Genomic DNA, 25,203 nt, shown 5'->3' on the forward strand with positions numbered 1-25,203 from the left:
TGATCACAAGTCTGACTCAAGAGATTTTGCTAAATCGTAGCCTTCCAGGATGGCTTGTAACTTAAGCCATCCTTTCCATAACACTTTCACAGATGCACGCCCTGTGCGCTTGGTATCTTTCCAGCCTCCTAACTTTGCCAGTTCCTGATACGCCCATGACATATTTGGAGCAGTTTCAGGCAATGGTGTTTTTATTCTCTTTAACCACAATAACTTCCATGCTTTGGGAGATAACAGTTGTTCACAACTTGGAGAATCAGGCTGCTCATTGGTGAACTTTAGTTGCAATATTCGCGTCGCAATAAAGCCATTAATCGTCACCAATCTTTCCATGTTATCTTGGCTTTGAAGGCGTAAACTTTCGATATCCGTACCATCACTTTTCCAGACTTTATGGTATTCCTCTACAAGCCAACGGTGCTCATAGTAGGTGATGATAGCTAAGGCGTCTTCTTTGCTGGTGACTGGTTCACTGGTTAATAGGTGCCAGCTTAAGCCATTCTTAGCGTTTCCTCGCTCTGTACAGCCGACATAGTAAACTGGGAGGGAGTGTCCTTTCTTATTGTAAGGCGCTTTGAGTGTCACTGGCGCATAGGTGATATCCAGTGTTGCGCTTCGGGCTTTTCTTCCTCCTTTTTGTGCAATGTGGATGTGTTTGGTGCCTGCACTCATCAGCTCGCTTGCAAACGCATAGAGCTTATCCTCACCTTCTTCAATATGACGACTTTGCATCGAGCGTACGACGAATCGTTGCTGCTCGGTCAGTTTATACTGCAAGTATTCGTAGATGTCCGCTTCGCGGTCACACACCGATATCACGTTCGCCATTTGTCCTTGCAGCCGCTCTGCCATCGCTCGTGACGCTGACTCCCACTTGTAACTTTCTTTTTCTTCGTAAGAAGTCGTCGCGTGTTTTTCTCTTTTTCCAATCGTGTTGATATCACGACTCCAGCGAGACTGTTCAATTAATCCCACAACTTGCTTTGTGTCTGGCGCAAACAGTAATACGCTATGAGCTAACAAGCCTCGTTGTTTTGCTCCTCGTCCGACATGACCCAAATCATCTCGAATGGAGGAATGCTTATAAATTAGTGTGGTCGTGTCTTCTAATGCGAGCAATAAGTTATGACTTTTTGCTTGTTCAACCGTGGCTTTAAAGCCTGACTCTGCTATAGCCGTTGCGTCAATATTCTCGTTGCGAATAAAGCGGTAGGCACCTTCCATATCGGCGGGGGATTGAGTGATGTTCACAAGTGGTTTTCCTGGTTCATTTGCAAGCGTTGATGCTAACTTTACCAGACGCGCTGTTCTTCTTGGATCACCTAAGTCCGATTTACCGAATTGTTGTTTTGCCCAATGAGTATGTTCGTTAATCATAATGTGCCCTCAAACAAGATTTGAAGATCTGATCATGACATTGAGATTTAGTTCAAAAAAATCCCCGCTAATTTCTTAGCAGGGATTTGTGTATAAGAGACAGCCAATTGGCGCCTTTATTGTAATCTTATTAGCTAAAGCAATTTGCTTTTATAAGATCAGTGATTATTTGTTGTGATGGTTTTATTTTTTCCATCGCTAAAAATTCATCAGGCTGGTGTGCTTGGTTAATTGAGCCTGGGCCCATTACAATCGTTTCACAACCGAGTTGCTGGATAAACGGCGCTTCAGTGCAGTAATTTACTGCGACCGCTTTTTTCCCCGCTATTTTTTCAGCCATTTTTACTAAAGCACTGTCGGTGCTACCACTAAATGCCGGTATTGGTTCATGTAAATCAATAACGCTCACCGCATTTGGGTATTGCTGATTTATCTCTTTCGTTGCATCGAATACTAATGCTTGTAGTTCTTGTACACTTAAACCTGGTAATGGGCGCATATCTATATGCATTTCACAGCAACCACAAATTCTATTCGCGTTATCGCCGCCATGAATATTACCTAAGTTTAATGTTGGATAAGGGATTTCGAAGTGGTTTATTGAATACTTATGCTTTAAATGTTCTTTTAAGATCATCAATTTTGTAATCACTTTATGCATTACTTCAATGGCGTTAAGACCACGTTCGGGATCGGAGCTATGGCCAGAGCGACCAACTACTCTTATTGCTGTACTCATATGGCCTTTGTGCATAAATACTGGCGTCATATCAGTAGGTTCGCCTATTATACAACGCGCAGGTTTTAAATTCGGGTGCTTACATATTTGTTGTGCACCAGCCATCGTTGTTTCTTCGTCGGCGGTGGCAAGGATTAAAATAGGCTGAGTTTGCTGCTTTTCATCAAGTTCACTAATCGCTTGTAATACAAAAGCAAAAAAGCCTTTCATATCAATACTTCCTAGCCCATACAATTTGTTATCGAGTTCGGTAAGTTTAAATGGATCATGATTCCAACGACTGTCATCAAAAGGCACTGTGTCGGTATGACCAGCTAGCATTAATCCGCCATCACCTTCTCCGCGTTTTGCTAATAAATTATAGCGCCCTTTACCTCCTTCTAATTCTATAATTTCACACGTAAAACCGATTGTTTCGCACCAACTGGCTAGGAGTTCGATTACGTTTTTATTGCTCATACACAGGTTGTCTTCAATAGCACTAATAGAAGGGGCTGCAATCAATTGTTGGTACATGGAAATAAACGAAGGCAAAGGCATAAAAAAATCCAAAATTATTATTCAATTTAATTGCATAACAATATAAAAGTATTTATGATGAATATCAATTCACTTTTTAAGCATAAATATATTAAAAGTAACGCCATGAAAATAATGCGACGATAATCAAAATTCATTAATAAAAAAGACTTAATTAGCGTCTAAGCTAGTTTAAGCGAACATTATAGATAAGTAGTAATTAATTTTAAGATAACGAGTAACAAATGAATGTAGTGATTATTGGCGCAAGCGGATACAGCGGCGCAGAGTTAGCAAGTTTAGTTGCTAAGCATCCAAACTTAACTTTAACAGGCTGTTATGTATCTGAGGGTAGCTTAGATAAAAATAAATTGCTAAGTGATTTATACCCAGAGCACCTTGGTTTACTAGACTGCCCTTTACTTCCTCTTAGCGTATCAGCTTTTGATGACATTCAAAGTGATGCTGATTACGTATGCTTATGTACCGATCACAAAGTAAGTGTTGATTTAGCGCCGCAATTTTTAGCTATGGGTAAAAAGGTATTTGATTTATCTGGTGGCTATCGTTTAGCAAGCAATGACGACTACGTTACTTACTATGGTTTTGAGCATCAACATCCAGAGCTTTTAAATGAAGCGGCTTACGGTCTAGCTGAGTGGAACCATGATGCTATCGCTAATGCAAAGCTAATTGCTGTTGCAGGCTGTTACCCAACAGCAGCGCTTAATGCGCTAAAACCGCTTAAGCAAGCAGGCTTATTGAGCAGCGAAAGTATTATTATTAATGCGGTTTCGGGCGTTACAGGCGCAGGGCGTAAAGCCAGTGTAGGAACACATTTTTGTGAAGTGTCGCTTGCACCTTATGGTTTGTTTAACCATCGCCACGGCCCTGAAATTGAACAACACCTTGGCCACAAAGTGTTGTTTACACCGCATCTAGGTAATTTTCCGCGCGGTATTTTAGAAACTATTTATGTACAGCTTAAGCCAGGCGTTACCAAGGAAAACGTTGCATCGGCTTATCAAGTACTTTCGAGCGAGCCATTAATTCGCTTATTAGGCGATAAAGTACCTTCAATTAAAGGTGTAGCTAAGCAGCCATTTGTTGATATTGGCTGGCAGCAACAAGGAACGCAGTTAATTGTGATGTCTGCTATTGATAACTTATTAAAAGGCGCTGCTGGACAAGCTTTGCAGTGTATTAATATTTCTATGAATTTAGATCATACCACTGGTTTAAAAGGAGCGTTTTAAATGAGTAAAAAAACGTGGGTAATTAAACTAGGTGGTGCAGTACTTAATACAGAAAATGCAGCAAAAGCGTTGTTTGATGTATTAAATGAGCAAACAAATGATGAGTTTGTGATTGTACATGGCGGTGGCGCTTTAGTTGATACATGGTTAAAACAAGCGGGTTTTGCCAGTGCTAAACACCAAGGATTACGTATTAGCCCAGCAGAGCAAATGCCTTATATAGTCGGAGCACTCGCAGGTTGCGCTAATAAACAATTAATGACTCAAGCTATTAGTGCTGGGCACAAGCCTGTCGGCTTAAGTCTTTTTGAGGCAGGTGTTACTGCCACTCAAAAGCTAAAAGCGCTTTGCTTAGTGGGTAAATGTAAAAGCAACGACGATTCTATTGTTAATGATTTACTTAAAATCGGTCGCCTACCCATTGTTAGCTCTATAGGCTTTGATGAGCAAGGGCTTTGGTACAACGTAAATGCAGATGAAGCAGCAGGGGCTATTGCTAGTAACTTAAATGCTGAGCTTATTTTTATGACGGATGTTGAAGCAGTGCTTGACGAAAATAAACAGCCGTTACATCAACTTGACACAAAACACATTGATACTTTAATTACAAATGGAGTAATTGTGGGCGGGATGGAGGTCAAAGTTAAGACCAGCCTTCACGCTGCCCAACATTTACGACGCGGTGTGTATATTTCCAGCTGGCAAAAGCCAGAAAATTTAACTGCTCTGCTACAAGGCGAGCATGTCGGAACTAAGATTACACCATAGGTTTATTATGTTTGAGAATTTTTTAACGGGTTTAGAGTTAGACCAAGAAGGCGCACTTAATTTATTAAAGTTAGCGCAAGATATAAAAGCAAAACCAGAAAAATACAGCAATGTATTAGCGGGAAAATCAATCGTAACATTGTTTGAAAAACAAAGTTTACGTACTCGCTTATCGTTTGATATAGGTATTAACCGTCTTGGTGGCCATGCAGTTTATTTAGATCAGCAAAATGGCGCTATGGGTGCACGTGAATCAATTAAAGATTTCGCACTTAATATTTCTACTTGGGCTGATGGTATTGTTGCACGCGTAAATCAGCACAGCACATTAACTACATTAGGTGAATACGCATCAGTACCGGTAGTAAATAGTTTGTGTGACTTATACCACCCATGCCAAGCTCTTGCTGATTTTTTAACGCTTCAAGAAGTTCACGGCGATGTGAGCGAGCTTAAAGTGGCTTACTTAGGTGAGGGCAACAATGTAACTCATTCATTAATGCTTTTAGCGGCAACGCTTGGCACTGATTTTGTTGCTGTAACGCCAAAAGGCAGCTCGCCTGATTCGCAAATTCTTAAAAAGGCAGAGCAAATAGCGGCAATGAATGGCGCATCAGTGATGGTAAGTGACCGTGTTGAAGCGGCTGTGGGTGCAAACGTTGTATATGCAGATACATGGGTATCAATGGGTGATACAACACCACTTGAGCAAGTTAAAGAAAAATATATGCCTTATCAATTAAATCAGGCATTGCTAGATCAAACAGGTGCAACTACGGTATTACATTGCCAACCGGCACACCGTGAATTTGAAATTACCTCTGAGGTAATGGATGGTCCAGCATCGAAAATTATTCAACAAGCAGAGAATCGCATGCACGCGCAAAATGCTTTGCTAGTTACATTACTAAATCCAAATTTTGTTAAGGAACACCTATGAGTTCAATTAAAAAAGTCGTTTTAGCCTATTCAGGTGGTCTTGATACATCGGCTATCGTGCCATGGTTAAAAGAAAACTACGGTTGTGAAGTTGTTGCGTTTGTAGCGGATGTAGGTCAAGGCGCAGAAGAACTTGAAGGCGTAGAAGCTAAAGCAATCGCTTCAGGTGCTTCAGAATGTTACGTAGTTGATTTAAAAGATGAAATGGTAAGTGATTACATTTATCCAACACTTAAAACGGGCTCGATTTACGAAGGTACTTATTTACTAGGTACGTCTATGGCGCGTCCTATTATTGCTAAAGCACAAGTTGAAATTGCACGTAAAGTAGGTGCTGATGCACTTTCTCATGGTTGTACTGGTAAAGGTAATGACCAAGTTCGTTTTGAATCATGTTTTGCAGCCCTTGCTCCAGATTTAAAAGTAATTGCGCCATGGCGTGAGTGGGATTTATCAAGTCGAGAATCATTACTTGATTACTTAGCAGAGCGTGACATTCCGTGTTCAGCATCTGCTACAAAAATTTATAGCCGTGATGCTAACGCTTGGCATATTTCGCACGAAGGTGGTGAGCTTGAAGATCCATGGTGCCAACCAACTGAGCAAGTATGGACTTGGACTAACTCTCCAGAGCAAGCGCCAGATAAATCAGAACTAGTAACTTTAAAAGTTGTTGAAGGCGAAGTGGTTGCTGTAAATGGCGAAGAACTTAAACCATATGACTGTTTAGTTAAATTAAACGATATTGCATCGCCTCATGGCGTTGGACGTGTTGATATTGTAGAAAACCGTTTAGTTGGCATGAAGTCACGCGGTTGTTATGAAACACCAGGTGGCACAGTAATTATGGCTGCGCTTCAAGCCATTGACGAGCTAGTGCTTGATAAAGCAAGCCGTAAGTGGAAAGAAGTACTAGGTGGTGAATTTTCACATTTAGTGTATGACGGACGTTGGTTTACACCACTTAAAGATTCTATTTTAGCCGGTGCAGAAGCACTTTCTAAAGTGGCAACAGGTGAAGTGGTACTTAAGCTATATAAAGGTCAAGTAACTGCGGTTCAAAAGCAATCACCAAATAGCTTATACAGCGAAGCATTTGCTACATTTGGCGAAGATGATGTATATGACCAGTCACACGCTGAAGGCTTTATTCGTTTATTCTCGCTTTCAAGCAGAATTTCAGCATTGGCTAAAAAGTAAATTATTTATAGCCCCTTATAAAAGGGGCACTACAGGGTTTGGAGAGATTTCATGGCATTATGGGGCGGACGTTTTTCTACGGGTCCAGATGAGGCGTTTAAGCAATTTAACGACTCTCTTCCCTTTGACTACCAGTTAGCAGAGCAAGATATTATTGGCTCTGTGGCATGGGCTGGTGCACTTGAACAGGTAAATGTACTTTCAAGTGATGAGCATACAAAATTAGTTGCTGCATTAAATGAGCTACTTGAAGAAGTTAAAGCTGATCCACAATCAGTTGCTACTTCAGGTGCAGAAGATATTCATTCACATGTTGAAGCTGCTCTAATTGAAAAAGTAGGTGATTTAGCTAAAAAATTACATACAGGCCGAAGCCGTAATGACCAAGTCGCCACCGATTTTAGATTATGGTGCCGTGATACAGCCGATCATTTATTAGATGCCATTGCACAGCTAAAAGGCGAGTTTGTAGCGCTTGCAGAGCGAGAGCTTGGCACAATATTACCAGGTTACACGCATTTACAGCGCGCACAACCAGTATTGTTTAGCCACTGGTGTATGGCGTATGTAGAAATGCTAGAGCGCGATGAAAGCCGCCTGCAAGATGCTAAAGCGCGCATGAATTTTTGCCCATTAGGCAGTGGTGCATTAGCAGGTACAGCTTATCCGATTGATCGCCAAGCATTAGCCCACGGATTAGGTTTTACAGCGGCTACAAAAAATAGCCTTGATGGCGTATCTGATCGTGACTTCGTGTTAGATCTTTTAAGTTGTGCGTCTATTTCGATGATTCACTTATCTCGTATGTCTGAAGATCTGATTTTTTATAATTCAGGTGAAGCCGGATTTATAGAGCTTGCTGATAACGTCACGTCAGGCTCATCGCTCATGCCTCAGAAAAAAAATCCTGATGCACTCGAGCTTATTCGCGGTAAAACCGGACGTGTATTTGGTGCATTTAGCGCTATGATGATGACATTAAAGGCGCTGCCACTTGCATACAATAAAGATATGCAAGAAGACAAAGAAGGCCTGTTTGACGCTATGCCAACATGGCTTGCATGTATTCATATGGCGCAAGCGTGTATTAAAGGCGTAAAAGTAAATGGTGATAAAACGTTAGCAGCGGCAAAAGGCGGCCACGCTAATGCCACCGAACTTGCTGATTACTTAGTTGCTAAAGGTGTGCCATTCAGAGAGGGGCATCACATTGTGGGTGTACTTGTACAGCTTGCGATTAGCGAAGGTAAAACGCTTGAGGAGCTATCACTTGAGCAGTACAAATCAGTAAACACTGTTTTTGAAGACGATGTTTACCCAGTACTTGAAATTGATGCGTGTATAAAAGCGCGTCAAGCGCTTGGTGGTACATCTATTGAGCAAGTAACTAATGCTGTTAAAGAAGCCAAAAAAAAACAGCAAATAACGGTACGTGATGCAAATTTAGATGATGTAGAGGCAATTGCAACACTTATACAGCATTGGGCAACGGTAGGCGAAAACCTACCTCGTGCAAAAAGCGATATGGTGCACTCTATTAACGAGTTTGCAGTTACTGAAATAAATGGAAAAGTGTCGGGCTGTGCTTCGTTATACATTTACGATACCGGCCTTGCTGAAATACGCTCATTGGGTATAGACCCAAAAAGTAAAGTGACGGGGCAAGGTAGGCAGCTTGTAGAGCACCTACTTGCTAAAGCCAAAAAATTGGCACTTAACCGAGTTATTGTATTAACACGTGTCCCCGATTTTTTTGAGCAACAACGTTTTACTTTTTGTAGCAAAGACTCTTTGCCTGAAAAAGTAATGAAAGATTGTGAACTTTGCCTTCGTAAAGAAAATTGTGACGAAGTAGCAATGGAATATATTTTGAAGCTAAGTACACGTGCGGAGATCCCGTGTAAATACGTAGCTTAAACTCCCTGGATACAAAAAACGTACGGTTATCCCTGTGCGTTTTTTTATATTCGCAGTAAACTGGTCGGAGTTGTTTAGTTTGATTATATTTTTGAGTGAATTTTAATGCGTCAAAAAAAGTTGGCGCATTGTTTGCAGTGTATAAGATAGGTAGCAAAATAGCTATCACTGCTTAAAACAGGTAATGCATTTATCTACATAATAATGTGGTTAAAAGTTGCACCAAATATAATTAAAAATTTTACAAGGATCAATCACATGCAAGTTTCAGCTAATAGCCAATTACAAATGCAAGCATACAACAAAACACAACAATTAAAGCCTGCAATGGAACAAACTGCTAGCCCTAAAACCCTGCAATCTGATACAGTGAGCTTTTCTCAAGAAGCTATTGCTGCAGCTGGTGCAGAATTACAGCGCGGTGGTGGTATGATACCTATAAAACCTAAGTGATTAATTAAGGTTATAAATGTTTTTAACTGAGTTTTTTGGCTTTTTTTCGCTTTCTGCATTTACAATGTGGGGGTTTTTAATGGCATTTTTTTTCAATGTCTTTGTTTACTCCCTAAATGTGAAAAGAGATACAAACCTATTGTTCAGTTCGTTTGTAATGATGGTTTCTTATACACTATCAGATTACTTCTTTACATGGCTGTCGATAAAAACCACAGTATATTTGGATTGGGCAATATATGATGTTCTAACTATTCTAATTCTTTCTGTAAGCCTAGCCAGTAAGAAAAAAACCTCCGTTTCATTCATATACTTGATCGTAGGACTATCAATAAATTTAACTTTTTTTCTTTTGATGTATTTTGATTTATATGTACATCAAAACAAAGAACGGTGGTTATTATGGGACATTTACGCAGTTTCAGTTAATATTATAGACGTAATAATGATTGTTGCACTTATTGTAGATAGAGACTTTCTCGGTCTTAATAAGTTAAAAAACAAAATCCTCAGCTACTTCAAATCAAACGATACACATAAAGTAACCTAGTTTTATGTACGTTACTGAAGCCCTAATGGACTATGTAAGTGCTTTTACAGAATGGGGTTTTTTAATGACCTTTTTGTATTGCTTAGTATCTAGTATCAATATTAAAAATAAATCCCCTCTCATTACATCAATCATTATGCTGTGTTCATATCTTTTGAGTGGATACTTTATAATATTGAGCAATCCATATTTGGGTTGGATTCTATATGACTTTCTAACCATCACAGTAATAATTGTTTTTATGAAGTTGAGTCTAATTAAAAATTGCTCAAGTGCCTATTTTATTTTAATTGGATTAGCTACTAACAGCCTCCTAGCATCAATAATGTATTACGATTTATATATCCTTTATCATTTAGATGAGTGGTGGTATTGGAGTTTTTATTCTATTGGAGGGAGTTTAATAGATATTTTAATGATGCTCTCGCTGATGCTTAATAAAAATTTTTTAAGCTCAATAAAATTTAGTCCTCTTATAATTATAAAATCTACAAGGCCGCCCAGTGCTTGATTTGCTTAGGGTACTTGCTGGTTTATATGACTATATTACCATTTTTACTACATGTTTTTTTGTGCTCACTTTCTTATATAACTTATCCGCAAGTATTAACAAGCACGATAAAGGCTGTGCTCAATTAGCTTTCATTATGATGATATCTTATACATCAAGTATTTTTATGGACCCGCAAAGTGAAACACCCCACCTAACTCTTTTTTTATTTGATGTAGTGACCATTGTATTTTTGATTTGGTGGCGAATTTTTTTAGTAAAACTATACCTATTGCGTTTTATTACCTTATTACAGGGTTAAGTTTTAATGCATTCGTTTTCTATGGCATGCATTACGATAGCATTATTTTAGGTAATTTAGACTATTGGTGGTTTTGGGCATTATACGTAATTGGACAAATTACTTCTGATTTAATAATGGTTTTGGTTCTTACTACTAATAAGGATCTATTGGGTTTAATTAGGTTAAAACATTACTTGAGTTATCTTAAAAAGCACATGCAACAATGAAGGTTTAGTAAAATGGAAGAGCTATTTTGGCAATTAAATTCAGTAAACGAATATTTTGGAATACTTATTACATGGCTGTTTGTTTTTTCTTTTTTGTTCACTCTATCAATTGCCATTAATAAGCAAGATAAAAGCCGAGTTCACCTTAGCTTTATTATGATGGCTTCGTACACACTTAGTTTATTTATGGACATAACTACTGCAGCTCCGCATTTAAAGATGTTTATATTTGATGTACTAACAATTACCGTTATTTTTATGTGGCGTATTTTTTTAGGACGCAAAATACCGTACGGATTTTATTATCTTATTGTAGGGCTTGGTATCAATGCCTCACTGTTTATGAGCATGTATATTGATAATACTCTTTATGGCAATTGGGACTTTTGGTGGCTGTGGATGCTGTATGGTTTTCTTATGCCTATTATTGATATCACTATGGCGCTAATACTAATTATCAATAAAGATTTGCTAAAACTTGTTTGGTTAATTAAAAAATTAAAATCATCATCTATACAAAAGCCAAATTAGCGCATACAAGTTATGCGCTAATTCGGGAAGTGTTATTGGGCACCACAGCCCAGTTTAGTTTTTAGAGCTTTGACAATTACAGAATCTACAAATTCGCTTACATCACCATTGTGACGTGCTACTTCTTTAACGAGCGTTGATGAAATAAATGAATTTCGCTCTGCGGGTGTTAAAAATACACTTTCTAAATCAGGATTCAGGCGGCGGTTCATGTTAGCTAATTGAAATTCATAGTCAAAATCAGATACAGCCCTAATACCACGAATAAGCACATTAGCATTGTGATCGCGCGCAAGGTCAGCCAATAAGCCAGAAAAACCAATGACCTTAACATTATCTAAGTGACTTAAAATAGAGTTTGCAAGTTCAACACGTTCTTCAAGGTTAAAACAGGGTTTTTTACTTGGGTTGTTCGCAACCGCAACTAATACGGTATCAAACATTTTAGCTGCACGTTGAATCAGATCTGTATGACCATTGGTTAGTGGATCAAAGGTGCCCGGGTAAATTGCAATAACTTTCATAATGTTCACTATTTATGATTTTAGCGCTAGTTTAACAGTGTTTATGCCACAAAGCAGCCTAGCTAATAAAGCATATAAACACTTACTTTCTTTGAGCAGGTCAGTCCAAGGTTTGAGTGTTTTAATGATTCATATTTGTTTATACTGTTTACCTCTTTTGAGTGTAATGTAGCCTATAGATAATTTGAGTATTAGCATATGAATACCAAGGATAAAATAATACACACCAGTATTTTGTTGTTTAACGAAAATGGTGAGCGTGCAATAACGACAAATCATATTGCATCAAACTTAGGGATGAGCCCGGGTAATCTTTATTATCATTTTAAAAATAAAGAAGACATTATCCGTCATATTTTTGCGCTGTATCGTGATCATTTAAATACTCACTTTAAACCTATTAATAAAGATGATGATGCATTTAATCATTTAACGGCTTATTTAGATTCGTTATTTGAATTGATGTGGCGTTACCATTTTTTTTACGACAATCTTGGCGATATACTCGCCAGAGACACTGAGCTAAAACAAGCTTACATTGATTTTCAGTTAGAGTTATTAGAGCAAGTTCGTAAAATTATTCTAGGTCTTCGCGATAGTGAAATGATTGCTATTGATGAGCAAGATGTCATTGATTTAGCCCATACACTAAAGTTAACTGTTAGCTTTTGGACGCCTTATATTAAGGCTCGTAGGCCAAGCGGTACCCTTGCTGAGCAAGATATATATCACGGTATTTTAAAAGTACTTACATTATTTAGAGCGTACAGTACCGATAAAAGTATTGATAAAATGAACCTATTACGCGAAAAATACACTGAGTTAGCGCAACAAGCCGCAACTGTTGTTTAGCCGTTGCCCTTTGGTTGTTTCCTAGACGCTGAATTTTTTGCTATAATCGCGCGCCAAATGCCTGGGAGCGCGAATTCCCGCAGTCTAAGAGTGAACTATGCTTAAATTTATCGTCAAACTACATCCTGAAATAGCCATCAAAAGCCGTTCGGTCCGTAAACGCTTTACTAAAGTGTTAGAAAATAACATTAAAATTGTATTGCGACGTCTTGACGAAAAAGTACAAGTAAGAAATAACTGGGATAATATTTCAGTTGTTACAAAGCTTGAAGATGTACAAGTTCGCCTTGATTTTATCGACAGCCTTAAACGCATACCTGGTATCGTTCAGTTTATTGAAGTAACTGAGACGCAATTTGAAACTCTCGATGATATCTATCAAAAAACAATAGCGTTAGTGGGTCACACAATTGTGGGTAAAACTTTTTGTGTGCGTGCTAAGCGTATAGGCCAACACGACTTTACCTCGACTGATTTAGAGCGTTATGTTGGTGGTGGGCTAAATCAACATATTGAAGGCGCAAGCGTTAAGCTTAGCCGTCCAGAAGTAACAATACGCTTAGAAGTAAAAGACGATAAAGCTTACATTGTTTCGCAAACGCATTTTGGTATGGCGGGCTTTCCACTACCAACGCAAGAAGACGTGCTTTCGCTTATGTCGGGTGGTTTTGACTCTGGCGTAGCAAGTTACCAAATGATTCGTAAAGGCGCACGTACGCACTTTTTATTCTTTAATCTAGGTGGCGCAGCGCACGAGATTGGTGTTAAGCAAGCGAGCTATTTTTTATGGAAAAAATACAGCTCAACACATAAAGTGAAATTTATAACAGTTGATTTTGAACCTGTTGTTGCTGAAATTTTAGAAAACGTTGAAAACAGCCAAATGGGTGTTGTGCTTAAACGTATGATGATGCGAGCAGGAAGTGTAGTGGCTGAAAAGTTAAACATTCAGGCGCTTGTCACTGGTGAAAGTATTGGCCAAGTATCTAGTCAAACATTAGCGAACTTAAGCGTGATTGACCGCGTTACTGAAACGCTTATTTTACGCCCGCTAATTCAAAATGATAAACAAGAAATTATTAATCTTGCTCGCCAAATTGGTACAGCTGAAATGGCTGAAACGATGCCTGAATATTGTGGTGTTATTTCTAAAAAGCCGACAGTTAAAGCCAAAATTGAAGTAATAGAAGCCGAAGAAGAAAAGTTCGATTTTGATGTGCTAGATACCGTAGTAAATAACGCGCGCATAATGGATGTACGCGATATTGACGTAGAAGCAAAGCAAGAGCTAAAAGAGGCTGAGTCGGTTGCTGATTTACCTGCAGGCTCTGTAGTAATTGATATTCGCTCACCAGAAGAAGAAGAAGCTGCACCGCTTGCAATCGATGGTGTTGAAGTGGTGCATTTGCCGTTCTTCCGTTTGGCTACTAAGTTTGGTGATTTACCAAAAGACACTGACTACTATTTATATTGTGACAGAGGCGTAATGAGCCAACTACAGGCACTTATGCTGCACGAACAGGGCTTCGAAACTGTAAAAGTTTATCGCCCGTAAAGTTAAAAGCTTATATAAGCGTGGTTTATACCACGCTTTTTTTTGCCTGAATTTTAACTAACAACTCATCGTTGTAAGGCGTTGGAATACTGTGAAGTTTACCTTGTTGGCTAATATAGCCACATATAGCTGATATTTCAGTTTCTCTATTGTGAGCTATATCTTGCTGCATTGATGAGTAATTATTTGCGGTTAACTCCATTATTTTATAAGCGGTATTGAGAGCTTTAATTAATGGGATATTAAGCCCTTGAGCCTTTGCAATATTGCATGCTTCAGTGAGTGCATTAAAAATTATTGTATTGTACTTAGGTGCACGTAATTCGCCATTTTTTACATTACTTAAAGCGCTTAATGGATTAATGGCAATATTGACGAGTAGCTTTTCAAAACGAAGCTGCTGAATGTTATTAGTAAACTTTAGATTGGGTATTACTTTAAAAATATCAGCTATTGGCGCACTGTTTTGAAGTGCAAGCTCATTACAGCCACCAATAACGCTTTGTCCTTCACCTGTGTGTTGCACAATATATTGGTTTGATTTAAAGCCCGCTATGCTTGTCGTTAAAAAGTAGAGTGCTTGATGAGTGTTTAGCTGGTTATTTATCTCATCAACGTTGCCCATTCCATTATGCGAAAGTACAACAGAGCAATGTGTCGGTAAAAGTGGCTTTATTTGAGAAAACGCATCAAGCACTTGAAAAGCTTTAACGGTAAATAAAATTACATCAAATTCAGTTGCTTTATCTAGCTGATTTAATGAAATAAATTTTGCGTCAATTTTTTTTGATGCACCCTTAGCTCTGCTGTAAAAGCGGGTATTTGTTGGGCTTTTGCGAGTTAAAACACTGACATTATGCGACGCACTTAGAAAATGACTAAGTAACAAGCCAATAGCACCATCGCCGACAATTAAAATATTAGCCATATGGGTTCTTTTTTCGAGGTGTAAAAATTACTCTAAGTAAAAAGTAGCTTGCGGCACCTGCAAAATCAGCAAAAAAATCACCGAGTGATGCTTGCCTATATGGAAGTGCGTCTTGCATTATTTCTATAGAGGCGCCATAACCTGCCAATAAAAGTATTTGCGCATATAAAGGAAGCTTAAACGCTTTATCCATTATTATGGCTAGTATAAAAAAAATCCCAAAATGGGCGACTTTATCAACATGAGGAAATAAATTTACAACGCCACCTTTTATTTCTTTGGCAAATAAAAAGGTAAAAGCTACTATGCTGATTAAAAAAATTGCTTGATAAACACGCCTTGTCACGACAAATCCTAAAATCGCTTAAAAAAGAGGCGCAAGTATATCAAACTAATTTAATATCGCACCTGAACAAGATGCAGAAAAATGTAAAGATTTATAATTTTAGCGTTATAATTGCCACATAAAATTAAGATTAAATAGTTAGGAGCAAACCAATGCCTTCATTTGATATTGTATCTGAAGTAGAAATGAACGAAGCTAAAAACGCAGTTGATAATGCAAATCGTGAGCTAGAGACTCGCTTTGACTTTAGAGGCGTTGATGCATCTATTGAGCTAAATGACAAAACAATTAAGCTTAAAGCTGAAGCAGACTCTCAGGTTATGCAATTATTTGATATTTTAGCTAACAAAATATCTAAGCGTGGTATGGATGTATCAAGCTTAGAGCTTCAAGATATTACCCGTGCAGGTAAAAATGTATTTCGTAACGTTGGCTTAAAGCAAGGTATCGAAAAGGACATGGCTAAAAAAGTAGTTAAAGCCATTAAAGACTCTAAAGTTAAAGTTCAAGCTGCTATTCAAGGCGAAGAAGTACGTGTAACGGGTAAAAAACGTGACGAACTTCAAGAGGCTATGCAAGTAGTGCGCAGTGCTGAGCTAGGTCAGCCTTTTCAGTTTAAAAATTTCCGCGATTAATTTATAAACTGTTTTTAATAAACTGTTTTTAGTAAAAGTGCTTTAATTTGTCTATATTTGCAGACAGATTAAAGCTACTTAATCTTTTTACAACTTTCCCACCTTATCCTCTCGTAGTTCTGCATGTATTAATCCACTTTTTGATATTTAAGCTATTATATTTAATTGAATATAATAAAAACTTCACTCTAGAAGGTATTAAAATGAGACTCCATCAATTATTTCTGTTATTTGTTTTGCTTATATTTGCCAAGCCAAGCTTATCAAAGTCAGTTGATATTGATGTATTGGTCGAAGATGGCTACTTTCCGATTATTATTAACGCGCAAAAAAAGCAGGGCTTTGCTCCTGAGTTTATTAATATTTTAAACGACGCACAGGAGGAATTTAACTTTATACTTATTTCTTTACGTGTAAAAAGGCTTACTTTGTCTGTTGAAAAAAATAACTTCGACGTTTTATTTTTAATGGCAATGCAATGGTTGCCACAAGCATCGCAGGAGAATATTGAAAACACTGAATTTTATACCATCACCAAAAACGAACTTTATACACTCAAAGAGAATGCATCAGAACAAACTTATTTTGACAATCTGGACAAATTAACCAAAGTTGGGGTTTTAGGGTACTCGTATCAATTTGCAGGATTTAATACAAATGCCGAATACTTGAGAGAAGAGCACCAGGTAAGCCTAACAATTGATGAATTCAATGTAGTTAAAATGCTGCTATTAAGGCGCGCTGAAGTCGGGGTTTTAAACAGTATTGCTTATCAGTATTTTAAAAAGCAGAATATCTTAAATATGGATTTACTATTTAAGAGTGACGTACCAGATGCAGTGTATGAAACACATTTTTTGATTAACTCACAATCAAATAAAATATCTAGTCGCAAAATGGATGAAATATTAAATTTACCTACTACACAAATGCAACTTCAGAAGCTACTTGATAAGTACGGTATTCCTTCAAGCTATAATAATACAGCACTGAACTGAAATAGCTTTTAGCTATATAGACGTCCATTGACATTTGTAAACAAAATGCTCACAATGACGGCATATTTTCAAGGTGCTTGCTAGCCACTTCATGTAATGATTTTTTTAGCAGGATAATCGGGAAGTTGGTGTGTTTTCATGATGACTACAAGCCCAACACTGCCCCCGCAACGGTAGAGTATTGCATGTTTTTATGTGCTTACTGAGTCCGGAGACCGGCCTTGATGCAATCTTACTTACTTAAATCTTTGCGGTGGGCAAAGGTAGGGGACTTCATGTTAAACAAAACAGCTCTAGGCGTTGCAATTTCTGCTGCGCTTTCATTTTCTGTGTCTGGCGCAGAACAATCAATTGAAAAAATAACCGTTACAGCTAATAAGTTTGAGCAGTCAATCAATGATGTATTAGCAAGTGTAAATGTGATTGACCGTGCAGAAATAGAAGCAAGTAACGTACGCGATTTACCCTCTATTTTAAATACAGTTGTAGGTCTTGATATTGTAAGTAATGGGGGCTTTGGGCAAAAAGCGGATGTATTTGTACGTGGCGCGTCGGCAAAATACACATTGGTTTTGGTGGATGGTGTTAGGATAAGTGATGCGACTTCGGGTAGTGTGTCGCTTACTAATATCCCAGTTAATAGCATTGAACGTATCGAAGTTATCAAAGGTGCTCGCGCGGCCATTTATGGTTCAGATGCAATCGCAGGAGTTATTAACATCATTACTCGTGATGCAATTAATAATACTTTATCTGCAACATTTGGTAGTAATAGTTACTCAAACTATCAGCTAGCAGGTGGGGTAGCTAAAGATGCTTTGAGCTTTAAATACAATGCAGGTTATGAAGAAACAGATGGCTTTGATGTTACTGAAAAAGACCCTGCTGCTGCAATTACTAAAGATCATGATGATGATGGCTATAGAAATAAAAATATTGGTTTTAACTTAAGCTATCATACTGAAGATTTTGGTCAATTTAGTGCACAGGCACAGTATAGTGAAGGTGAGGGCGAATACGACTCGGCATACTCTAGCGACGCTTATGATTTTGAAAACTACATCGCTAAATTAGGTTGGGAAAAAAGCTCTCAAAATTATAATCAAGGTGTTTCAGTCAGTTTATCGCAAGAAGAAAATGAGCAAACAGGAACTGCAGTAAATACTTTTTATAGTACTGAACGTTTTGAAGCAGAATATCGTGGTCTATATACTTTAACTCAAACACTAGAATTAAGTGGCGGTGTTAATTTATTACAAGAAGATTTATCCGGTTCTACAGCAACTTCATTACATGAAAAACGCGACAATAAAGCATTATTTATTGGTGCTTTTTATGACGATGACATATGGCTTGCTAGTGCTGTTGTTAGAACCGATGATTACGATTACCACGGTCGCGCTAATACATACAGCACAGGTGTTGGTTATAAAGCTAATAAATATATTAGTGTTCGTGCAAGTCACGGTACAGCATTTAGAGCACCATCATTGGTGAATGCGTTTGTAACGAATAGCCTCTATTATGTAGGTAACAGCGATATTAGGCCCGAAGAGGCTGTGAATAATGAGCTGGGCATTACGCTTACAACAAAATGGGGTCGTTACGATGTTGCTATTTTTGATAATAATATTACCAACTTAATTGAAAACCAATATGACGCTAGTTTGGGGAAATATGTACCTTCAAATGTTGCGCGTGTGTCTATGCAAGGGGTTGAAATTAGTGCTGAATTTAGCGCATTAGGGTTTGAACATAACGCTAACTTAAGTTTTTTAGATACAGAGGATGAAACTACGGGTAAAGAGTTGGCGCGTCGTCCATCTGAAGCATTTAATTATACACTTACTAAAAATTGGGGACATTTTGACGCCAATCTAACCATGCTATATCGCTCATCTCGCGATTCAATTTCATACTACGATACAGAAATCACAGCGTTTACTGTGTTTAATATTGCTGCTAACTATCAGCTATTAGATAATCTAGCGCTACATGCACGTATTGAAAACTTAACTGATAAAGAGTATTTCACTGCGGGTATTGGCTTTGCCGCAAGTGGTGAGCTTTTAGGTTACAATGCACCCAGCAGGCAAGTATTTGCTGGGATTAGCTACCAGTTTTAAGTTTATTATTTAGTTATAAAAAATACAAAAGCCCGATAAGTTATCGGGCTTTTTGCATTTTCTGTTTACTTTTAAGTTATACCAACCTGCATAGACCTCTAAACAGTTTAACCGATTAAATCATACGCTAACGTCGTTATAAATTTTTATTTAGAACCACTAGATATAAAATTTTTGCCTAGTTAGAGCGCAATTTTATTATCGTTAAATAGCTTCTATACTTATGCAGATTGGTATTAATCAGCTAAGAACTCTTTAAATACGGTTGCAAACTTGTGTAATTTAGGTGCTATTAAAATACTACAGTAACCTTGCTGTGGGTTTTCGTTATAGTAATCTTGATGGTAATGCTCTGCCGGATAATACGTTGTAGCTGGGCTAACCTCTGTCACTATTGGCTCGCTAACGTGGTTTTGTAATTGGGCTATCATTTCATTGGTTTGCTTTAATTGCGCGTCGTCATGGTAATAAATAACGCTTCTGTATTGCGTGCCTATATCGTTACCTTGGCGATTTAATTGCGTTGCATCATGCAAAGTAAAAAACATTGCTAAGAGTGTTTCAAAGCTAACTACAGCCGCATCAAATTCAATTTTAACAACCTCAGCGTGACCGGTTGTGCCTGAGCATACAGAGTTATATGTTGGGGCGTCAGTTTCGCCACCAGTGTAGCCAGAGCTTACGGTTAGTACGCCATTTACACGTCTAAATGCTGCATCTATACACCAAAAACAGCCGCCACCAAATGTTGCTAATTGCGTTGTTGAGCTCATAAGTATTCCTAAAATGTATATGGGGTTTAAAGGCGAGCATAAATTGTATGCGCCGCAACAACAAGGTTACGGCGCAATTAAGAGGCTAGATCTCTTCGAAAGGTTTTTCAGCGGCTTGTTTGTCTAATTTTTGCTGTAAAAACTCAGGTGATTGAGTGTTACGTGCAAGTGCATAATATGCAGCAGGTACAACAAAAAGAGTTAGTAGGGTCGATACAATAACCCCAGTAAACACGACTACACCTATCACCATACGGCTTTCAGCGCCCGGACCTGAAGCAAGTACTAAAGGTACCGAACTCATAACCGTAGTCAGCGAGGTCATAATAATAGGGCGCAAACGCTGAGTTGCTGCTTGCAAAATAGCTTCAGTAAATTCAACGCCTTTATCGCGCAGTTGGTTAGTAAATTCTACAATCAAAATACCGTTTTTAGCACTTAACCCAATGAGCATGACAATACCTATTTGGCTGTAAATATTTAAGGTAAGTCCTGTAGCCCAAAGTCCGAACATAGCGCCCATTAAACCAAGTGGTACGGTAAGCATAATGACGAACGGATGCATAAAGCTTTCAAACTGCGCTGCCAGTACTAAAAAGGTAACAGTGAGTGCAAGTATAAATACGTAGGTCATCGCTGATGCGCCTTCGTAATAAAGCTGCGACTCGCCTTTGTAATCTACGGCGCCATCTATATCGTTTTCTTGCGCGGCTACTTCGTTTAAAAAGTTAAGCGCTTGCTCAAGCGTATAACCGTCGGCTAAGTTGGCGCTTAATGTAATTGCGCGCATACGGTTGTATCGGTTTAAGCGCGATGCGGTTGCTTCTTCTTTTAAGCTGATAAGGCTATCAAGTGGGACTAGTTCACCGCTTCGTGATTTAAGATATATATTTGAAATGTCAGTAGGGTTAGTAAAGTCTTCTTTAGTCCCTTTTAAAATTACATCGTATTCTTCACCACGGTCAATAAAGGTTGTAACACGGCGCTGGCCAAGCATTGTTTCAAGTGTACGGCCTACATCAGATACAGAAACGCCTAAATCAGCGGCCTTGTTTTTATCTATGCTGACTAAAAACTGCGGAAAGGTTTCTTTATAATCATGATCGATTCTTACTAAACCTGGGTTTTGTTCGGCACGCTTAATTATACGGTCACGCCAATCGGCAAGTTGAGCGTAATCATTACCTTGCAATACAAACTCAATAGGGCGAGATGAACCACCACCGCCAATACCACGGCGCATAATGGCAAATGCACGAACATCGGTAACTTCTTGCATTTTACCGCTTATTTCGTCCATTACTTCCCATGTTGAGCGTTTGCGCTTATCCCAATCGGCCATACCAACAATCGCAACACCGCCGCTGCCACCCCAGCCAGGTACTCGAACAAGTACGCGACTTAGCTCACCTGCTTGCGAGTAAGGCATTAAGCGTTCTTCAATTTTAGCCATATTAGCGGCATTATTTTCATAACTTGCGCCCTCAGGGCCGCTCATCATAATAAAGAACGTGCCACGGTCTTCTTTTGGCGTTAGCTCAGAGGGAACTTGTAAAAACAACGAGTAACTAACAAAGCCCGCTAATAATAAGCTCACCATTAAGCCCCATTTACGGGTTATGTTAGTGGAGAGCGAATTACGGTAACTTACTTCAATTTTAGTAAACTGGCGGTCCATCCATTGGCTAAATTTATTTGGTTTGTCTGATACTTTAAGTACTTTAGAACACAGGGCTGGTGCAAGAGTAAGCGCTGTAACACTTGAGAAAAATACGGCAGCACTCACCGCCATTGCAAACTCAGTAAATAATGCCCCTATACGGCCATCCATAAACACCAATGGCACAAACACCGATATTAGTACAAGCGTGGTTGCTACTATGGCAAAACCAACTTCACGCGCACCTCTATATGCAGCAAGTAATGGCGGCTCACCCAGTTCAATACGACGGTGAATGTTTTCAAGCATTACAATGGCATCATCTACTACTAAACCAATAGCCAGTACTAAGGCAAGTAAAGTTAGTAAGTTGATTGAGTAGCCCATTGCTAATAAAAACATAAAGCTACCAACAAGTGCGACCGGTACGGTAACCGCAGGAATAAGCGTTGCTCGTATATTGCCTAAAAACAAAAATATAACGAGTACGACTAAACCCATAGAGATGGCAAGTGTGCTGTAAACTTCACTAATTGATTCTTTAATAAATACAGACGAATCGTAGCTGTCTTGAATTGTGGTGCCTTCAGGTAGGTTACGTTTGATTTTTTCAAGTTCGCTGCGTGCGTTGTCTACTACGGTAAGCGTGTTTGCTTTAGCTTGTTTTACAATTCCTAGGCCAATCATGTTGCGCCCGTTACCACGAAATAAGCTTTCGTCATCGGCAGCTTCTAATTTTACGTCGGCAACTTCACCTAAACGCACTAAATAACCTTCTTCACCACGTTTAATAACAAGGTTTTTAAAATCGCGCTGATCTTTATAACTACGTGCGGTACGCACGGTAAAGTCGCGATCTATTGATTCTATTTCGCCAGCAGGTAATTCAACGTTTTCTGTACGCAGTGTATTTTCAATATCGCTTGAGGTAATACCGCGTGCAGCCATTGCTTGGCGGTTTAGCCAAATTTTCATAGCGTATTGGCGCTCACCACCAATACGCACGTTAGATACACCATCTACTACGGCTAAGCGGTCAACAATAAAACGCTGCGCGTAATCAGAGAGCTGTAACGAGTCCATTGTTTCACTGTTTAATACAAACCATGCAATAGGGCTTTCATCACTATTTGATTTTGACACTTCTGGTGGGCGCACCTGATCGGGCAAACTATCAAGCGCACGTGCTACACGTTCGCGTACATCGTTAGATGCAGCATCTATGTCGCGGTTAATATCAAACTCAATGGTAATGTTTGAGCGCCCATTACGGCTCGAAGAGTTAATACTTTTAATACCTTCAATACCGGAAATTCGATTTTCTATTATTTGCGTTATTTTGGTTTCTATAATCTCAGCAGACGCGCCAGTGTATTCAGTGCTGATATTTACTATTGGCGTTTCAATATCAGGGTACTCACGAAGGGGCAGCATAGTAAATGCAACCAGACCAAAAGTAAGAAGCAGTAAATTAATTACTATGGCAAAAACGGGGCGTTTAACGCTTGTATCAGTAATTTTCACGTATTACCCCTTTACGCTTACTTTACTACCAGAGCGAATTTTTATTAGCCCTTCAGTAACAATTTGCTCGCCATCATTTAAACCTTCATCGATAGCAACCCAGCCATTATTTCTGCCAGCAACATGCACTTCAACCTTATTGGCTACTCCGTCTTGAATTTGAAAAACAAAGTGTTTGTCTTGTAAAGGGATAACCGCTTTTTCTGGCACCATTAAAGCTTGGTTACTGCTTAGCTCAAGTGCTGTATTTAGTAACATACCAGGGCGAAGTAATCCTGATTTATTAGCAAAGCTTGCAGTTACTTCAACACTGCGTGTTACCGAATCAATACGCGAGCTAATATGCGTTACCTTGCCGTTAAATGTCTGCCCTGGGTAGGCATCGTTTTGGGTAAGTACTTTCATACCCATGTTTAATTGTGCTAAATATTTTTCAGGTACTTTGAAGTCAACTTTAATAATACTAATATCATCAAGTGTGGTGATTATTGTTGTGTTGCTTACGTAGGCGCCAACTGATATTTCACGCTTACCTAACAGGCCTGAAAATGGCGCGGTAATAGTCATTTCATTTAACTTTGTTTTAGCGCTTTCTAGTTGAGCTTCAGTGGCATCAACACGAGATAATTGTTCTTCAAGTAATGACTTTGCCGTTGATTGCGAACGTGAAAGTTCGGTAAGGCGATCTAACTGACGTTTTTCCTCACGTAAGTTAATACCGAGTTCTTTAACTGCAAGTTGCTCTTGTTGGCTTTGTAACTGTACTAATTTTTGTCCTTTACTGACTAAGTCGCCATCTTTAAAATATATATCTGTGACATAATCGTTTTGCGCACTTTTTATATAAATAGCTTGGTTTGCACGTGCACTACCGATTGCCTCTATCATCACTGCGTTTTCCTCAGAGGTAACAGTATGAGCCGTTACTTGGGTAGACATTTGTGATGAATCGGCTTGTTCGCCGTGGCTAGCGGGTAAATATAAATAAACGCTAAATATTAAAAGTAACGTAATAATAAATGGAAAAAGTGCTTTACCTGATTGTCTTGAGTACATTGATTTCATACCTGAAAATGAATTGTAAGTATTGTACGAAATAAGACCGTGAAAAGACGGTTATGTATCTCATAAATTTGTGCGTTAAGCGTAAAAGTAAATAAGATTTATTCATTGTTCCTATATTGTTGAGGAAAAAGCGGTAATGTATGAAATTTAAAACTAGCTGTAACTTATGTATAACAACAAGAAAGGTCATAATTTGGGCCATTATTATGTTTGTTTTTTATATGGTGTTTTATCAATATGGATAAATCTGACAATGTCATTAAGTTTCGGGCACAGGGCGCGCGAAACGCAATTGAGGCGATTGTTGTAGGTGCTATAGGCTTGGTCTTTATTATGTTATTTAACTTATTAAGACCAGGTGAGATCAGCATTCTTGAAATATTTTTAGTGAGTTTGTGCCTTGTAGCTATTTTTATTGGATTTTTAAAATCTCAAGAACCATTCCATAGCCTTTTATTAAGCGAATCTGAGCTCGTTTATTGCCACAAGTACGGAGCTTGGAGCATGCCTCATAGTAACTTCCATCACAGTGGAATACCCAAAGTAGAAGATGGCTTTGACTATTTAGAATTAAATGCGGTTGGCGTTAAGGTAAATGATATAGATGACTTTTTATCAAGCATAGCGCCTAGAATTGCAGGGAAATTATTAATAGAGCAGCGTAATTTATTTATGCAAGTTGTTCAAAAACATTGCAAAAATGGCAATTGCCCATCAGAATGGTTAATAGAAGATACACATTACACATCCCATAAAGGGATAAGCTATACTGGGCTTATAGCCATGTTTGCTAATAGAACTAAGTACCTTCAGCAGCTAACAGGTTACGATTTATTATTGCCTGCCAGCGTGTTAGATAGAGATATTTGGGCATTTAGTGCTAACTTAAATAAGTGGAAGCGCGAGCCTAGTCAGTTTATAGCGTCGCAGCTTAGTAATTAAGCTAC

The 25,203-nt window shown here is 38.6% G+C and carries 21 protein-coding genes and 1 riboswitch; of the genes, 13 read left to right on the plus strand and 8 right to left on the minus strand.

The annotated features are described in order from the left end of the window. Positions 1-3 precede the first annotated feature (3 nt). Positions 4-1,377 carry an IS4 family transposase gene (locus RB214_RS04165; RefSeq protein WP_024598303.1) on the minus strand — a complete coding sequence of 458 codons (1,374 nt, stop codon included), beginning with the start codon at positions 1,375-1,377 and terminating at the stop codon, positions 4-6. 130 nt (positions 1,378-1,507) lie between these two features. Next, positions 1,508-2,656 carry an acetylornithine deacetylase gene (argE, locus tag RB214_RS04170; RefSeq protein ID WP_309168436.1) on the minus strand — a complete coding sequence of 383 codons (1,149 nt, stop codon included), beginning with the start codon at positions 2,654-2,656 and terminating at the stop codon, positions 1,508-1,510. A 224-nt stretch (positions 2,657-2,880) separates the two neighbouring features. Here argE and argC point away from each other — a divergent pair, with 224 nt between their 5' ends. The 7 genes from argC to RB214_RS04205 all read left to right on the plus strand — a co-directional run bounded on the left by argC (position 2,881) and on the right by RB214_RS04205 (position 11,270). Next, complete coding sequence (gene argC / locus RB214_RS04175; RefSeq protein WP_024596072.1) at positions 2,881-3,891, plus strand: N-acetyl-gamma-glutamyl-phosphate reductase; 1,011 nt, start codon at positions 2,881-2,883, stop codon at positions 3,889-3,891. Beyond that, positions 3,892-4,659: an acetylglutamate kinase gene (gene argB / locus RB214_RS04180; RefSeq protein ID WP_165744981.1), complete on the plus strand. Its 768-nt coding sequence runs from the start codon at positions 3,892-3,894 to the stop codon at positions 4,657-4,659. A 7-nt stretch (positions 4,660-4,666) separates the two neighbouring features. After that, a complete protein-coding gene (locus RB214_RS04185; RefSeq protein WP_002958764.1) occupies positions 4,667-5,599 on the plus strand; it encodes an ornithine carbamoyltransferase in 933 nt (310 codons plus the stop codon). Then, positions 5,596-6,798: an argininosuccinate synthase gene (locus RB214_RS04190; RefSeq protein ID WP_007377844.1), complete on the plus strand. Its 1,203-nt coding sequence runs from the start codon at positions 5,596-5,598 to the stop codon at positions 6,796-6,798. Before RB214_RS04185 ends, RB214_RS04190 begins: the two co-directional genes overlap by 4 nt. A gap of 51 nt (positions 6,799-6,849) precedes the next feature. Then, a complete protein-coding gene (argH, locus tag RB214_RS04195) occupies positions 6,850-8,715 on the plus strand; it encodes an argininosuccinate lyase (protein WP_149602222.1) in 1,866 nt (621 codons plus the stop codon). Between the two features lie 258 nt (positions 8,716-8,973). Further along, complete coding sequence (locus RB214_RS04200; RefSeq protein WP_101164309.1) at positions 8,974-9,168, plus strand: hypothetical protein; 195 nt, start codon at positions 8,974-8,976, stop codon at positions 9,166-9,168. A 1,583-nt stretch (positions 9,169-10,751) separates the two neighbouring features. Next, positions 10,752-11,270: a hypothetical protein gene (locus RB214_RS04205; RefSeq protein ID WP_309168437.1), complete on the plus strand. Its 519-nt coding sequence runs from the start codon at positions 10,752-10,754 to the stop codon at positions 11,268-11,270. A 32-nt stretch (positions 11,271-11,302) separates the two neighbouring features. Here the strand turns inward: RB214_RS04205 and coaD are convergent, their stop codons facing one another. Next, positions 11,303-11,794 (minus strand): pantetheine-phosphate adenylyltransferase, encoded by a 492-nt coding sequence (gene coaD / locus RB214_RS04210; protein ID WP_309168438.1) that lies wholly within the window; start codon positions 11,792-11,794, stop codon positions 11,303-11,305. Positions 11,795-11,992: 198 nt separating this feature from the next. Here coaD and RB214_RS04215 point away from each other — a divergent pair, with 198 nt between their 5' ends. Continuing rightward, positions 11,993-12,646: a TetR/AcrR family transcriptional regulator gene (locus RB214_RS04215; RefSeq protein ID WP_309168439.1), complete on the plus strand. Its 654-nt coding sequence runs from the start codon at positions 11,993-11,995 to the stop codon at positions 12,644-12,646. Positions 12,647-12,743: 97 nt separating this feature from the next. Then, entirely contained in the window at positions 12,744-14,201 is a 1,458-nt protein-coding gene (gene thiI, locus RB214_RS04220; protein WP_309168440.1) for a tRNA uracil 4-sulfurtransferase ThiI, read from the plus strand. Between the two features lie 25 nt (positions 14,202-14,226). On the opposite strand, the gene RB214_RS04225 is transcribed toward thiI, so the two are convergent. Next, positions 14,227-15,129: a 2-dehydropantoate 2-reductase gene (locus RB214_RS04225; RefSeq protein ID WP_309168441.1), complete on the minus strand. Its 903-nt coding sequence runs from the start codon at positions 15,127-15,129 to the stop codon at positions 14,227-14,229. Beyond that, positions 15,122-15,475 carry a VanZ family protein gene (locus tag RB214_RS04230; protein ID WP_007581666.1) on the minus strand — a complete coding sequence of 118 codons (354 nt, stop codon included), beginning with the start codon at positions 15,473-15,475 and terminating at the stop codon, positions 15,122-15,124. The genes RB214_RS04225 and RB214_RS04230 overlap by 8 nt, the downstream gene beginning before the upstream one ends. Positions 15,476-15,627: 152 nt before the next feature. On the opposite strand from RB214_RS04230, the gene RB214_RS04235 reads away from it, so the two are divergent. From RB214_RS04235 to RB214_RS04245, 3 genes are all read left to right on the plus strand, one after another. Continuing rightward, positions 15,628-16,110, plus strand: a complete 483-nt coding sequence (locus RB214_RS04235; RefSeq protein WP_309168442.1) for a YajQ family cyclic di-GMP-binding protein — start codon at positions 15,628-15,630, stop codon at positions 16,108-16,110. 203 nt (positions 16,111-16,313) lie between these two features. Further along, a complete protein-coding gene (locus RB214_RS04240; protein ID WP_309168443.1) occupies positions 16,314-17,108 on the plus strand; it encodes an ABC transporter substrate-binding protein in 795 nt (264 codons plus the stop codon). A 54-nt stretch (positions 17,109-17,162) separates the two neighbouring features. After that, positions 17,163-17,347: riboswitch (cobalamin riboswitch) on the plus strand. Positions 17,348-17,383: 36 nt separating this feature from the next. Continuing rightward, on the plus strand, positions 17,384-19,234 hold the full coding sequence (locus tag RB214_RS04245; protein WP_309168444.1) for a TonB-dependent receptor domain-containing protein: 1,851 nt from the start codon (positions 17,384-17,386) through the stop codon (positions 19,232-19,234). Between the two features lie 236 nt (positions 19,235-19,470). Here the strand turns inward: RB214_RS04245 and msrA are convergent, their stop codons facing one another. From msrA to RB214_RS04260, 3 genes are all read right to left on the minus strand, one after another. Next, entirely contained in the window at positions 19,471-20,007 is a 537-nt protein-coding gene (gene msrA, locus RB214_RS04250) for a peptide-methionine (S)-S-oxide reductase MsrA (RefSeq protein WP_309168445.1), read from the minus strand. Between the two features lie 85 nt (positions 20,008-20,092). Continuing rightward, the gene (locus RB214_RS04255; RefSeq protein WP_309168446.1) at positions 20,093-23,191 is read right to left on the minus strand and encodes an efflux RND transporter permease subunit; all 3,099 of its coding nucleotides are present in this window, start codon (positions 23,189-23,191) and stop codon (positions 20,093-20,095) included. 3 nt (positions 23,192-23,194) lie between these two features. Then, positions 23,195-24,247 carry an efflux RND transporter periplasmic adaptor subunit gene (locus tag RB214_RS04260; RefSeq protein ID WP_039484841.1) on the minus strand — a complete coding sequence of 351 codons (1,053 nt, stop codon included), beginning with the start codon at positions 24,245-24,247 and terminating at the stop codon, positions 23,195-23,197. Between the two features lie 246 nt (positions 24,248-24,493). Here RB214_RS04260 and RB214_RS04265 point away from each other — a divergent pair, with 246 nt between their 5' ends. Then, complete coding sequence (locus RB214_RS04265) at positions 24,494-25,198, plus strand: DUF2982 domain-containing protein (protein ID WP_309168447.1); 705 nt, start codon at positions 24,494-24,496, stop codon at positions 25,196-25,198. The last annotated feature ends 5 nt before the right edge of the window (positions 25,199-25,203 follow it).

Origin of the sequence: Pseudoalteromonas sp. HL-AS1 (genome assembly GCF_031198785.1) — a bacterium.
Classification (GTDB): domain Bacteria; phylum Pseudomonadota; class Gammaproteobacteria; order Enterobacterales; family Alteromonadaceae; genus Pseudoalteromonas; species Pseudoalteromonas distincta.